The following is a 14,442-nucleotide window of genomic DNA, read 5'->3' on the forward strand; positions in this document are numbered from 1 at the left end:
TGTTGCTTTTATCCGTTTGCCTTTTCTATTTAACACAGCGGCATAATTTTTGAGTATAATGCCCCCATTATTTTGTCCTTCGACCATACTGTGAAGCAGTTATGGTTATAGAAGCTTAAGGCTTATCATGAAAAACCTCTTTATATTTTGCCGCGCAGGCTATGAGAAAGATTGCGCCGCAGAAATTCAACAGCGTGCAGCTGAATTAAACATTGGTGGCTTTGTTAAAACCAATACCAATGATGCTTATGTGATTTACCAATGTTTTGAAGAAAACGGCGGTGAGCAACTGGCAAAGCAAATTGAGCTAAATTCATTAGTGTTTGCAAGACAAATGTTTGCTGCTGGTGAGTTGATAAAAGATTTGCCTGAAAAAGACAGAGTATCACCGATTGTGGCTGCTTTAAGTGAAGTGTCAAAAGCGGGTGAGTTACGAGTTGAAACCCCAGATACCAATGAAGCTAAAGAGCTGTCAGGTTTTTGCCGTAAATTCACAGTGCCTTTACGTCAAGGCCTGAAAAAATCTGGGGCATTATTAGCCCAAGAAAATAACCGCAGACCTATCATTCATGTGTGTTTTGTGGCGCCGGGTACGGCTTATGTCGGCTATTCATTATCAAACAATAGCTCACCTTATTTTATGGGCATTCCCCGTCTTAAAATGGCTGCCGATGCACCGAGTCGTTCAAGCTTGAAATTAGATGAGGCTTTTGGGCAATTCTTAACCAAGGAAGAGCAAGAAGACCGCTGCCGCTCAGGGCTTCATTCTGTGGATTTAGGCGCTTGTCCTGGTGGCTGGACTTATCAGCTAGTACGCCGTGGCATGTTTGTCGCTGCAGTTGATAACGGTCCTATGGATCAGAAGTTAATGGACACAGGGCAGGTTAAACATTATCGCGCCGATGGTTTTCGTTTCGAACCACCAAGAAAAAACATTTATTGGTTAGTGTGTGACATGGTTGAAAAACCGTCTCGTGTAGCTGAGCTGGTTGAAGCTTGGGCGATTAATGGCTGGTTTAAAGAAGCGATTTTTAACCTTAAATTACCAATGAAAAGTCGTTATAAAGAAGTCAGACAGATTTTAGATACCATGGCTGAAATCTTAAAAGAAAACGACATCACAGATTTTAAATTACAGTGTAAGCACCTTTATCATGACCGTGATGAAGTGACAGTTCACTTATGGGTTAAACCCAATACCGCTTGGGCGTTTAACTAAGCTATTTAGCTGACGATTTAAATTTATTTTTGCTAAATATAAAACAAACATTAAAAAGCCCTTAGTGAATATCACTAAGGGCTTTTTTATTATCGTTTGATTTACACTAGAGTTATTGGCGCGGCAATAACTCAGCTAAAGCTTATCCTAAACGATCAACAACAGCTTGAGTGAAGTCAGTTGTACCATGAGTACCACCAAGATCGCGGGTGGTGCGATCGCCTTCTTCAATCACAGCTGATACTGCAGAGCGGATCATTTCCGCTTTGTCAGCCATGCCTAAATACTCCAGCATTTGGATAGAGGCTAAAATCACTGATGTAGGGTTTGCAAGGTTTTTACCTGCAATATCAGGTGCACTACCATGAACTGCTTCGAAAATTGCTGCATCTTTACCTATGTTAGCACCTGGTGCCATACCTAAGCCGCCAACAAGACCTGCACATAAGTCAGATAGAATGTCACCGAATAAGTTAGTTGTTACCAATACATCGAAGTTTTCTGGATTCATGACCAACTTCATACAGGTTGCATCAACAATCATTTCTTCAGTTTCGATATCTGGGTAACGAGCACTGACTTCACGCGCCACTTTCAAGAATAAACCTGAAGTAGACTTCATGATGTTAGCTTTATGAACGATAGTCACTTTTTTACGGTTTTCTTTACGTGCTAGCTCATAAGCAAAAGTGGTAATTTGCTCTGCACCTTGACGAGTAATGATACTGGTCGCTTCAGCAGTTGCGCCATCGTCAGATACTTTTTGGCCTAAGCCTGAATACATACCTTCAGTGTTTTCACGCACTGTGATGATATCAATGTTGTCATAACGTGCTTGAGTACCTTTAAAAGAAAGCACAGGGCGCACGTTAGCATATAAGCTGAATTTTTTACGTAGGCTTACATTGATAGAGGTAAAACCTTCACCCACAGGTGTGGTTAATGGCCCTTTAAGGGTAATACGGTTTTTTTCGATAAGGTCTAAGGTACGCTGAGGTACTAATTCACCTTGCTTTTCTAATGCGGCTAAACCGGCGTCTGCAAACTCATATTCAAAGTCGCAACCAGCCTTGTCGAGAATTTTTAAAGCCGAATCGATAATGCTTGGTCCAATCCCATCACCTGGGATTACGGTTATAGTACGTTTTGGCATGGATAGTCCTTCCACTGAGTGGTTACTGCATTTTCTTGTTATTGTTTACAATACCTTAACAAGACTACTTACTAACGGTTTTGTTGCGGCGCATTTTAACGAATTTAGATTTTGTTTTACAGTTTTTAGTGAGTTTAATCACATATTTTTTTAAATAATTAAGCTAATCCTCAGTTGATTGCTTTAAGATATTCACAACCATGTAATTGAAAGGCTTATTTCGCGTCATAAATCAGCTTTGATTGTTAATAAAAGGTTGGTTGTAAGATTGTTTCGCGAACATAGCATAAGCAGATGACAGATTTTAAATAGACGACTTTGGTCTACTAACTATCAGTCTACTCGCCATAGGTCTACTCACGAAGGGGCTGTAAAAATAACTTGGCACTGTTTAGTCTGAATGGTCATTAATTAAACTGCGGTGTTATTTTTCAATAATGTTTTATTAAATTTCAATTATGTTTTCAGTTAATGAATTTAGCTGAACTGTATTTCATTCCATAACAACAATAACGAGGAAGATTTGAAGTTACGTAACCTTATTCCATTGACTCTGTTAACAGTGTCAATGTCAGCCATATCAGCTGACAACATTAAGCCGTTATTGCTCGATGACATTATGCACTTTGAGACCTTACAGACTCCCGTTATCTCTGAAAATGGCGCAGTATTAGCGGTTGAGGCTATGCCCGATCGCGGTAATAGCCGCGCCTTAGTCAATCAAGTGGCCACCCAAAAGCAGTATCAAATTGATGGTGGCTCTGATGTTAAAGTCAGTGCCAATGGCGATTATGTGATTGCCACTATTGCGCCGAGCTTATTAGAAAAAGAAACCCTCAAAAAATCGGAGCTTAGTGCAGGGCTTAGCTTACTGAATACCAAAACAGGTAATCAGCAACAGTTTAAGCGGGTTAAACAAGCTGAGTTTAGTGCCAAAGGCGATTATTTAGCGGTTTGGTTTGATATTGCTGACACTAAAGAAGATGGTAAAGAAGACGCTAAAGAAACGAGCATTAACGCTGCAGATAAAGGCAGTGGTTTTAAGCTGATTCAACTCGCCACCAATACTTTCCATGAGTTTGACCATGTTACTCAATTTAACTTTGACCGCTCAGGCAACCAATTTGTGGTTGCCATTAATGATATTACTGCCAAGCAGCATGTGATTAAAAAGGTTGATTTAATCACTAATACCTTAAAGCAAGTTTATAAGTCAGACAGCTATCAAGTGGCTGAGCTGAGTTTATCTGATGATGGCAACTGGCTTGGCTTTACCCAAGGCGATGCAAGTGTTGAGCGTGACGAGCGAGAGTATCAACTGAAGCTTTTGGCTTTAGAGTCTCTTAAGCTCAAACAGGTGCCAACAGATGATGACTGGACTTTAAATCAGTATTCAAAAATCTTCTTTTCTGAAGATAGCTTAAGACTATTTATTGGCCGTGTACCGCAAGTAGATAAAGCGCTGACATTGGCAACAATCGAGTCTGAAGCTGATTTATTTGATCAACAAATTATCACTGGACTACGTGATTTAAAAGTGTGGCATGGTGACGACCCAAAAATAAAACCCCATGAAGTAAAACAATATGCCAAAGAGTTAAAGCGTACTTATCTTGCTGTGATGCACGTTAATGCCAACCGCATAGTGCAACTGGCTGATAAAGCCTTACCGGATGTGCACTATGGCGAACAAAAGCGTTATTTATTAGCAACCTCAGATGTGCCTTATCAAAAAATGATCACCTGGGCAGGCTTTTATCAAGATGTCTATCTAGTGGATTTAAATACAGGCCGTAAGCTGAAAATCTTAACTCAACATGCCTCAGGTGAAATGCCAAGCTTGTCACCCAATGGGCGTTTTGTGGCATATTATCAACAAGGCGGGTTGTTTTTATATGATATTGCCAATGCCAGAAAACACAGCTTAACCAAAGGTATTACTGTTAGCTTTGCTAATGAAGACCACGATTATCCCAGTAATGCGCCAAGTTATGGTTTAGGGCCTTGGCTAGCAGATGATTCAGGCATTATTGGCTATGACAAATATGATGTGTGGCAATTTAGCAGCTCATCGTTTGACGGTTTTATGCTATCAGCGGGTGAAGGGCGTAAAAACCGTCAGCAATTTAGACTGGCAGGGTTATATGCAACGGCAGATACGCCTGCTGTCATTGAACAGCAGCAAGCGCTGCTATTACACAGTTATAATGAACACACCAAAGCTGACAGTTTTTATGGCGCTATTGTTGGTGTCCCTGGGATTTCGTTGCAACTTGAAACCGAAGCAAAATTGACGGTACTTGCCCGCAGTAAAAATAGCGACACTATGGTGTTTTCTAAGCAGCGCTATGATCTGTACCCTGATCTATATACCTCAAGTGTGAATACGCCTAATGAAGCCAGCCAACAAACTGATTTAGATAGTCAGCGAGATGGTTTTAATTGGGGCGCAGCAGAATTGGTGCGTTGGCGTGATGGTGATGGTCGCCCTGCAGATGGCGTACTGATCAAGCCAACGAACTATCAAGCCGGTAAACAGTATCCGGTGATGGTGTATTTCTATCGCTTTATGAGCGATCGTTTGCATTCATTCCCGCATATGGCAATTAATCATCGACCAAACTTTGCTTGGTATGCAGATAATGGCTATGCCATTTTCTTACCTGATATTCGTTTTGAAGTGGGTTACCCGGGGATCTCGTCAGTAAAAGCATTAACTGCTGGGGTTCAAAAAATCATTGATATGGGCGTTGCCGATCCAGATGCCATTGGTATTCAAGGCCATTCATGGGGCGGTTATCAAACTGCTTTCGCTGTGACCCAAACCAATATCTTTAAAGCAGCGGTTACCGGCGCCCCTGTGTCGAACATGACCAGTGCTTATAGCGGCATTCGTCATGGCTCTGGCCTTGCTCGTCAATTTCAGTATGAAACCGGTCAAAGCCGAATTGCTGAAAGTTTGTTTAAATCGCCGCAAAAGTACATTGAAAACTCACCGGTGTTTTATGCTGAACGCATTCAAACTCCAATGATGATTATGTTCGGTGATAAAGATGATGCGGTGCCGTGGGAGCAGGGGGTGGAGTTATATCTTGCCATGCGCAGAACCGGTAAAGATGTGGTGTTTTTACAATATGAAGATGAACCACATCATTTGAAAAAGTACCCTAATAAACTAGATTACACCATTCGAATGAAGCAGTATTTTGACCATTATTTAAAAGGCTTAGCAGCGCCTAAGTGGTTAAAAGAAGGTGAGGCATATCGAGAACATAACCAAGATTAACCCTTACAATTCAATCTAATTTTGAACTAAAAATGCCACTGATAGCGATATTCAGTGGCATTTTTTATGTTTACACCTGAGAGGTTATTGCTCTGAAGTTATTGCTGTTTCTATGCCTTGCTCTGCGGGGATTGGACTTACTTGTGTCGCGTTAAGATCGGTTTCAGTTTGAGGCACAATAGCAATAATCGGTATTTGCAAAAATTGCTCATAGGTTTCTTGCCCCCAAGCAATCAGCTCGCCATCTTTAAATAACAACGGCGTGCATTCATCTTTAGTGGTTTGACCGTCGGAGGTGACATGGTGAGTGCGGTAAAACATAATTTGAAAGCTGCCATCAGACGATGCCTTGGCTTCTGAAAAATCGGCTCGGCCCATTAGCTGCCTAATGCTATCAATGGTTTGGCCAATCATAATTTCGCTAAGCATTTTATGGTTAAATTCTTGGCGTTCTTGCCAGCTGCGATCTTCAGGCCGAGTCTCGTAGACAAATATAACGAAAACAACAAAAGTGACATATGCAATAAATATGGTTGCGATTAAATATGACACTTTAGGTTTCATCAGGCGATTCCTTGCTTCATTGATGGTTAGCTTACTACTCTAAACTGCTTGAGGTTAATGTTTAGCGGCATATGGCATTGCAGTTGCGCCAATTTATAACTGATTCTTGCCATCTCTTTGCCCTCTGATAACTTTAGCGCTTGTTTCGCGCCAAGATTATCCAGTGACTGATACAAGTTTGCCAAGCTTCTGAACTTGTTTAATAAATCCGCTGCTGATTTTGGCCCAATACCGGCAATTCCAGGAACTTTATTCCCTGCGTCTCCCGCAAGCGCGATAAAGTCTAAAATTTGATTTTGCTGCACAGCGAGCTTTTTCTCTAAGGCTTTTATATCAAAATATTGCTGCTTGAAATGATCCCAAATAACAATATTGCTGTGCATCAGTTGCCCAAACCCTTTGTCGGTTGACACTATGATGGCCTGACCGTTATTTTCAGCAATTTTAGTGGCCAAGGTGGCAATCACATCATCGGCTTCTGAAACGGCATCATGGGATTGAACATGTTCAATGGCCAGAGCGGTTTTGATATCTTCAAGGCCAGCCTTTAAAGCGACAGGCATAGGCTTACGGCCCTTTTTATAATCAGGGTAGAGCTTTTTACGCCACGATTCTTCATCACCGTCCCACACCATAATGGCATGGGTTGGTTGGTGATGTTTAAGTAATTTTTTACATGCTGACAGTGTGCGCTCTTTAACACTGACGATATCCGTTTCATCTGGCAATACCGCATGAATACGCCTAACAAGATTAAGGCCATCGATAATGAGTAATTTATTCATGTTTTTCTTTTCGTTTGCAGTAAGGTCGCTCACATTGAGCCACTGTATGATTTTATTATAAATTAACCGTCCTTGAGCTTAAACCTTACGGCTTGTTTTTAACAGTGAAATCAATGGCTATTTAAGCGCAACTTGATTAAAAAGCAAAATCTATGACGGCAAAGCAAAGCAATATTACATGCGCTATTTTTTATTATTGATGCGATAGCAAGGAGTATATTCGCTGCCTGGAAGTTTCATTCTTTGTTGCGTTACGAATGCTGCCAGCAGTTTATCCATCATGGTCATCAGCCGCTCATCACCACTTATCTCAAATGGACCTAAGTCTTCAATAAGTTTAATGGTCTCACTTTTAACATTACCGGCCACAATGCCTGAAAACGCCCGCCGTAAACTGGCCGCTAACTCAGCTTTGTTCGGGTGAAAAAACAGGTGCAGATTTTTCATCACCTCGTGATTTGGCTCAAAAGGCAGTTGAAATTCAGGTTCTATTTTCAGCGCCCACTGGTATTGGTAGGCATCACCAAGTTGTTTACGCATGGCTTTTACATCGCTCATGCCTTGTTTCATCAGCTGCGCTACTTTTACAGGGTCATCAATAATGATTTGGTATTTATCTCGGGCCTGCTGACCAAGGGTTGCGCCGATAAAGTCATCGATTTCAATAAAGTAGTCCGCACTTTGTTTAGGGCCGGTTAAAATCAGTGGAAAGGGCAGCTGGGCATTGGCGGGATTAAGCAAAATACCCAAAATATAAAGCAGCTCTTCAGCGGTGCCCGCGCCGCCGGGAAAGATAACAATACCATGGCCTAAACGGACAAAGGCCTCTAAGCGTTTTTCGATATCCGGTAATATCACCAGCTCATTGACTATTTGATTCGGGGGCTCTGCGGCAATAATACTGGGCTCGGTTAAGCCAATATAGCGGGCATCTTTAATGCGCTGTTTGGCATGACCAATGGCGGCGCCTTTCATTGGGCCTTCCATTGCGCCCGGGCCACAACCAGTGCAGATATCTAACGCTCTTAACCCCAGTTCATAGCCTACTTCGCGGGTGTATTGATACTCTATGGGGTTAATGCTGTGTCCGCCCCAACATACTATGACATTAGGGTCGATCATCGGCGAAATGACTCTGGCATTACGCAAGATATCAAATACGACATTGGTAATGTGGCTGGCATTGGTGAGATTGATATGCTTTAGATTGTCATATTTATTGTCGATATAGACGATATCGCGAAGCACCGCAAAAAGATGTTCTTGGATCCCTGCAATGATTTCACCATCAACGAAGGCTTGTGTTGGCGGGTTGATAAGCTCCAGTAATAAGCCGCGTTCACGTTGCAGCACATTAATATGAAAATTGGCGTAGCGCTTGAATAAAGCGTCAGAATTATCACTTTTTAAACCGGAGGCAAGCACTGCCAGTGAGCAGTTTCGCAGTAGTTGGTATAACTCATTTTTAGCACTTTGCTTGAGGCGATCAACCTCCATTTGCGAAAGTTGATCTAAGCTGCCTCTAGGGCTGATCTTTATTATCATATGCAACTCCTTGGTAGAGTTGCAGTAGATACTAGATATCGATTACAACTCTATCTCGACCTTTATTTTTGGCTTTATAAAGTGCAGCATCGGCACGTTCAAAGGTTTCTTCGATACGTTCGTTTTCCATGACCTGAGCGGCACCTATGGATAGTGTCACAGTAATTCTCTGATTTTTAAACTTAAATGGAATATTCTTAATTTTATCTTTGACCCGATTTAACAATAGACCAATATGCTCTTCATTGACATCTGGTAGCAATAAAACAAATTCTTCGCCGCCATAACGGGCAACAAACTCACTTTCTCTAAGGGAGTTTTTTAGCGCCATGGAAATCACTTGCAGGGTTTTATCACCGGTACTATGACCAAAACTGTCATTGACTGTTTTAAAGTAATCAATATCAGTTACCGCCACCCATAATGGGCTATTAAAGCGTTTATGGTTTCTATACTCTTGCTCCATTCTATCTTCTAATGCAGCACGATTTGGCAGTTGGGTTAATGGGTCTAATAGGTTGAGTTTTTGATGCTCAAACAGTTTTTCTTTGTAACTGTTGGCTTCTTTAGTAATAGAGCTTAGCTCTTTTTTCATCGACTCAACGGATTTACGCAGCAGTGATTGCTCACGAGTTTCAAGGGCTTCTTTACGGTTTAATGCATCTCTTAATGAAGCAAGTTGGACGGTAAGCTCAGTTTTTAGCGCGATAATATCATCGACGTCATCGACAATACCGTCAGCACTATCAACCCGCAGGTTAATTTCTTTATTAAGTTGAGTTTTAATTTGTTGCGAGCGCTCGTTATTGTTTGCAGTATTATTGACCACATCACGAACTATGCTAATCGCATCATTTAAGGTATACAGAAAATCCTGAGAGGCGGTTTTTTCTCGGGCGATGTTATTCAGTAAAAAGCTCAAAATAGTTTGATATGACTCAAGTAAAGTATTGAGCTTAATATCACCCATAAGCACTTCTTTCATGACCAGAATTTGATCACGTTGCTCTTTTCTGAATTCTATCTCAGATATTTTTTGGGCTAACTCTTTTGCTAAAATCAAGTGTTGAGGCAAAATGACATGGTCATCAGCATTGGCAAACTTTTGCTGAAGAATTTGCTCATAAAAGCCGATAACTTGTTCAACTTTAGGAATATACTCCCAAATGGTATGGATCGGCTTATTAAGATCTTTTTTAAAGTAGTTAATTTCTTTTTTGATTTCATCAGGGGCTGAGTCAACCCGCTGAATCTGGCTGATCACCCGCGAAAGGCTACTGCGACTTTCTTCTAGGCTGGTCATTGTTTGGCTATATTGCGCCTTTAATAACCGCTCAATACCCACCAATTCAGGCAAGGCTTCATCAATTTGCTCAAAACCCTGCAAGTGATGCCTCAGTTTGGCAAGACGATTATCTAATTCAAGATTTTGGCCTTTGCACGCTAAGCTTAAGTGCCCTAAAAATTGAATTAAGGTGCGTAATTTTTCACTACGATCATCATGAATTTCTTCTATTGCTAATTTAGCGGCGTTGAGCTTTTGTTTTAATAATGAAACTTGTGACACCGCAGCTGAAGAGTCTTGCATGCTGTAAGCCTTCCTAGAGAAAAATAAATTTGTTATTAGTCCAATTAACTATATTGAATAACAATACCACTAATTATTTGTTTACACACATCGTTTGTTTTCTTTTTTGATATATATCATTGACTTGTGTGTTATTTAAGCGTAAATCGCCTGGGTTGTTAACTTAATCGGTTGGCCAGTTAATATCGGCGGCTTGACGATTAGTTTCAGCCCTAATTATCCCTCTTTGTAATGCATGGGTTAAATTTAAATACAGCGGTTTAAAAAATATCGCCGCAGGGGCAAAATTTAAGCTGCGAATACTGACATAGGTTTGAGCTTCATTGAGGCTTTTTGCCGCCGCGAGGGCATATTGCACCGTTTCATATTGTAATTGTGCCGTTAATCTTAAATCAGGATTGGCCAGTAATGGCAAGTTAACGTGGCCCATAATGGCGTGTAATGGCTGCTCATTAATATCTGAAAAATTAGGTATGTTGTTTTTATTGGCAATGGTGATTGCAGCTAGCTGCGCTTCTAAGTTGGTTAATGTTTGCTGGGCTGATAACTCGTCTGAGAAACATAAGCCAAATTCACCCGGTTTGATGATGAACACTTCACAATTTAAATCCAGTTCTAATTGTTTGCTAAGGGATGCCGTAATCGCCTTATATTCGGATAAACCCAGATCAATATCAATATCAGCGAGGGCGCGAATATTCACTAAAGCCAGGGTTTTTGGTGAACGGGCACTTGAAAGTAAATTAATTAATGCTTGGTAACCGTTCAGTTGTGTCAGTGGTTCTTGCACTGATAACCGTCGTAAGGTTTGGCAGGTTTGTTTGGCGCGATTTAATTTTTTTAGGCTGACAAACCATAAAAAGGCAAAGATAAATACCACCGCCAACAGAATTATAATAGCCTTTTGTTGATCCTTGTTATCACCCATGTAGCGAGTGAGTTTTTGCTGTAAATTACTAATTTCTAGTTTGAACTTTTCTTCGTTTAGGCTTGAATGAACCAAGTCATTGACAGGTGACGCTTGTTCACTTTGACTAATGGCAACCATTTTATCCATTACCTCAAGGGTAGAGGAAATATCATCCACTTTACGGTAAGCAATGGAAAGGTATTCTAGGGCTTCTTTTTGGGCATCAATCAGTTGTTTTGATTCTGCTATCTCTAGCGCGGCCTCAGCATGTGTAATGGTTTGCTGCCATTGCTGCTGTTTTGAGCTTACCTGAGCAAACAATAACTCGTTATACACTAAGTAGTGTAATACCTTTCTGGCTTTAAAAATTTCATTGGCCATGGTCAAGTAATTAAGAGATGACTGATAATTATCTAAATAGAAGTAGGCTTCGCCGATATTATGAAAGTTAAGGGCTTGACCAATAAGATGGCCATTTTGCTGATCAATTTGTTGGGCATTAAGGTAGTAATCAATGGCTTTATTCCATTGTTTTTGCATACCATAAACCATTGCGATGACTGTTAAGGCTTTTGATTGGAAGGCTTGTTGTCCTAGCTGCTGAAAACTAATGGCGGCATTGTTGGCATTTTTTAGGGCTTCATCCCATTGGCCTAGATCTCGATATAAGCGTGATAACTGAAATTGAGTGTGCGCATGTAGTACAGGGGTGTCTAATCGACTGGTAATGCGAAATGCTTCGTTATAGTGCTGTAATGCCTTTGCCAGTTGCTGCTTATTAACGTAGAACTTACCTAAAGCGGTTTCAGCTTGGGCAATGAAATAATCCTCCCGCATTTGGTAGGCAAGGTCGCGATACTGTTTGTAGTGATACATGGCTTGGGTATCTTGTTTTAGCAAGCCATTCATGGTGCTTAAATACCCTTGTAACACAAATTTATAGCTCATGGCTTCGCTGTCATTGAGCGAGGCTATTTTGTTTAATGCCTCTTTGAACAGAATGATACTTTGTTGATATTGCTGATCCTCTCTGCCTCTTATTCTTCCCTCTAAGAGTAAAATTTTTGCTTCATCTAGCGGGGTAATAGCGATTGATTCAAGTTGTCGAGTTAATAAGCGAGCATGACTGACTTCATTAGGGGCAGTGATGGTTGATTGTAAATATAATCTTGCTAGGGTCGCTAAATCTCTTTGTAATTGCTCAGGTTGGTATTTTAATTCTTTAGCCAGTTGTTCAAATTGCTGGCGGTTGTTAAATGATAATGGGAAGTTGGTTTTTTTCTGCAGTTGGTCAAACAATTGAACTGGGCGTTCATTAAACTCAATTTCAGCTTCGGTGAAGGTATCCGCAGCAACAGGATAGGCCGACAGTAATATTAAGCTGAGTAATCCACTAATGAGTTTTCGCATGAAGAATGAACAACCTTATTATAATTTTTGTAAGCTTTTATTGTTACTAGGTGAGTGAACTCACTGTACTTGTTATACTGCGCGCCTTAAGGGAAGAAAATCAATTACAAGTCCTTAAAAACATAACAAGAATAATAACAGAAGGAATCAAGAGTGAAAGCCAAAAAATTGACTATTTTATCTGCCAGCTTACTTTTTAGCGCCAGCAGCCTTGCCCAAGTTAGCTACCAAATCGATTTAACTCAGCCACAGCACCATTTAGCCAAAGTGAATGTTAGTTTCCCGACATCTTCAGCTGAGAATTTAACTGTCAATTTACCCGTTTGGCGTACGGGAAAATACGCAGTGCTGCCGTTAGCTGATGGGGTTCGCTCATTTACCGCAACGGATGAACAAGGCCAAGCGTTACCATGGCAGCGCACTGAGACAGGGGAATGGCAAGTGAATTTGTCAAAACCGACTGCAGTTAATGTCAGCTATCAGTTGTATGCCAATGATTTAGGTACTCGAGTGCGTCATATTGATAGCTCACATGCCTATATCGATGCCAGCGGGGTGTTTATGTACAGCCCTGAGTTTCGTGATGACAATGTGTTGGTGTCAATGAATGTGCCCCAAGGCTGGAACAGCTATTCAGGTATGGCGCAGGGCAACAAAGCCCATTCATTTATTGCTGATAACTACGATGTGTTAATTGACTCGCCAATTGAAACCGGTGAAAACGCCCATTATCGCTTTACTGCTGACGGTCGTGACTACGAGCTGGTCTTTTGGGGCGAAGGTAACTACGATGCTCAGCAAATTGTTAAGGACTTAACCAAAATCAGCAGCCAAGCTGAAGTGATTTGGGATGACTACCCGTTTGAGCGTTACGTGTATATGGTGCACGCCACCAGTGGCGCACGAGGCGCCACTGAGCATTTAAATTCAACCATTATTCAATTACCAAGGTTTAACTTTAGAGAACGTAAAGATTACCTGCGCTTTATCAGTACTGCATCGCATGAGTTTATCCATACTTGGAATGTCAAAGCTTATCGCCCACAGGGCCTAGTGCCTTATGATTACCAAAATGCCAGCATGACAGAGTTGTTATGGATGGCTGAAGGCTCAACCAGTTACTTTCAAAACCAGTTATTACTGCGAGCCGATGTCATTACCCCGAAAGAGTTTTTTGCCGATTTAGCCAAACGGATAAACAGCAACCTGCATAAACCGGGTCGTGAAATACAATCAGTTGCACAAGCCAGTTTAAATGAGTGGACCAATACTGGCGGTGATTATGCCATTAACCATGGGGTTAATATCTATTCTGAAGGCTACTTGGCGTCATTGTCACTGGATTTTAATTTATTAAAAGACACCCAGTTAGCGCATTCGTATCGTGATGTGCATCGTCAATTATACCGTGACCATAAATTGCCTAAAGGCTATAGCGTTGATGATGTAAAAGCTATTTTAAAGACACTGGCAGGTAAGGATTATCAGCCTTGGTGGCAGCAGCATATTACCCAGCCTGTGAGCTTAGATTTTGATAGCTTACTGGCGCAAGCGGGTTTAGCTATTTCCTATGGCAAAGAGCCAAAGTCAACTGTTTACAGTGGTATGACGTTATCGGGTCAGCATAATGATTTGACACTATCTCATGTCAGTCGTAACAGTCCAGCATGGTTAGCGGGTATTGTTGCTGGCGATGAAGTGGTAGCCATTAACGGCTTAAAAGTCACTGCCGCGGGCTTTAAAAAGCGCTTAGAAGATTTCAGCCCTCAAGACACCATTAGCGTAAGCCTGTTTAATAACGACAGCTTAAAGCAGCTTGAGTTAACCTTAGATGAGCAACCTAAAGGTGAGCTAGCCATAATCGGTGTTGATTCACCAACTGCTGCACAAAAGGCCTTCCTGAAAGCTTGGTTAGGCATTGACTGGCCATTTGATGATCAAGGTGAATTTGCTAAATAAGCCATTAAATTAATAGTTTAAAT

The 14,442-nt window shown here is 41.2% G+C and carries 9 protein-coding genes; 3 read left to right on the forward strand and 6 right to left on the reverse strand.

Annotated elements, in window-relative coordinates; translation table 11 throughout:
- Positions 1 to 127: 127 nt before the first annotated feature.
- Complete coding sequence (gene rlmM / locus BM739_RS10330) at positions 128 to 1,219, forward strand: 23S rRNA (cytidine(2498)-2'-O)-methyltransferase RlmM (RefSeq protein ID WP_076540328.1); 1,092 nt, start codon at positions 128 to 130, stop codon at positions 1,217 to 1,219.
- A gap of 142 nt (positions 1,220 to 1,361) precedes the next feature.
- On the opposite strand, the gene BM739_RS10335 is transcribed toward rlmM, so the two are convergent.
- The gene (locus BM739_RS10335; protein ID WP_076540329.1) at positions 1,362 to 2,372 is read right to left on the reverse strand and encodes an isocitrate dehydrogenase; all 1,011 of its coding nucleotides are present in this window, start codon (positions 2,370 to 2,372) and stop codon (positions 1,362 to 1,364) included.
- Between the two features lie 523 nt (positions 2,373 to 2,895).
- Between BM739_RS10335 and BM739_RS10340 the strand changes: the two genes are divergently transcribed.
- Positions 2,896 to 5,658 carry a prolyl oligopeptidase family serine peptidase gene (locus BM739_RS10340; RefSeq protein ID WP_076540331.1) on the forward strand — a complete coding sequence of 921 codons (2,763 nt, stop codon included), beginning with the start codon at positions 2,896 to 2,898 and terminating at the stop codon, positions 5,656 to 5,658.
- Positions 5,659 to 5,742: 84 nt separating this feature from the next.
- On the opposite strand, the gene BM739_RS10345 is transcribed toward BM739_RS10340, so the two are convergent.
- The 5 genes from BM739_RS10345 to BM739_RS10365 form a co-directional block, all read right to left on the reverse strand.
- Complete coding sequence (locus BM739_RS10345) at positions 5,743 to 6,222, reverse strand: DUF3192 domain-containing protein (protein WP_076540332.1); 480 nt, start codon at positions 6,220 to 6,222, stop codon at positions 5,743 to 5,745.
- A 26-nt stretch (positions 6,223 to 6,248) separates the two neighbouring features.
- Positions 6,249 to 7,007: a flap endonuclease Xni gene (xni, locus tag BM739_RS10350; protein WP_076540334.1), complete on the reverse strand. Its 759-nt coding sequence runs from the start codon at positions 7,005 to 7,007 to the stop codon at positions 6,249 to 6,251.
- A gap of 183 nt (positions 7,008 to 7,190) precedes the next feature.
- Positions 7,191 to 8,552 carry a nucleotide 5'-monophosphate nucleosidase PpnN gene (ppnN, locus tag BM739_RS10355; protein ID WP_076540336.1) on the reverse strand — a complete coding sequence of 454 codons (1,362 nt, stop codon included), beginning with the start codon at positions 8,550 to 8,552 and terminating at the stop codon, positions 7,191 to 7,193.
- A 31-nt stretch (positions 8,553 to 8,583) separates the two neighbouring features.
- Positions 8,584 to 10,140 carry a GGDEF domain-containing protein gene (locus BM739_RS10360; RefSeq protein ID WP_076540338.1) on the reverse strand — a complete coding sequence of 519 codons (1,557 nt, stop codon included), beginning with the start codon at positions 10,138 to 10,140 and terminating at the stop codon, positions 8,584 to 8,586.
- Between the two features lie 163 nt (positions 10,141 to 10,303).
- Positions 10,304 to 12,460 carry a tetratricopeptide repeat protein gene (locus tag BM739_RS10365; RefSeq protein WP_076540340.1) on the reverse strand — a complete coding sequence of 719 codons (2,157 nt, stop codon included), beginning with the start codon at positions 12,458 to 12,460 and terminating at the stop codon, positions 10,304 to 10,306.
- 153 nt (positions 12,461 to 12,613) lie between these two features.
- Here BM739_RS10365 and BM739_RS10370 point away from each other — a divergent pair, with 153 nt between their 5' ends.
- Complete coding sequence (locus BM739_RS10370) at positions 12,614 to 14,419, forward strand: M61 family metallopeptidase (protein WP_076540341.1); 1,806 nt, start codon at positions 12,614 to 12,616, stop codon at positions 14,417 to 14,419.
- Positions 14,420 to 14,442: the final 23 nt, after the last annotated feature.

This window comes from Shewanella sp. UCD-KL21 (assembly GCF_001957135.1).
Classification (GTDB): Bacteria; Pseudomonadota; Gammaproteobacteria; order Enterobacterales; family Shewanellaceae; genus Shewanella.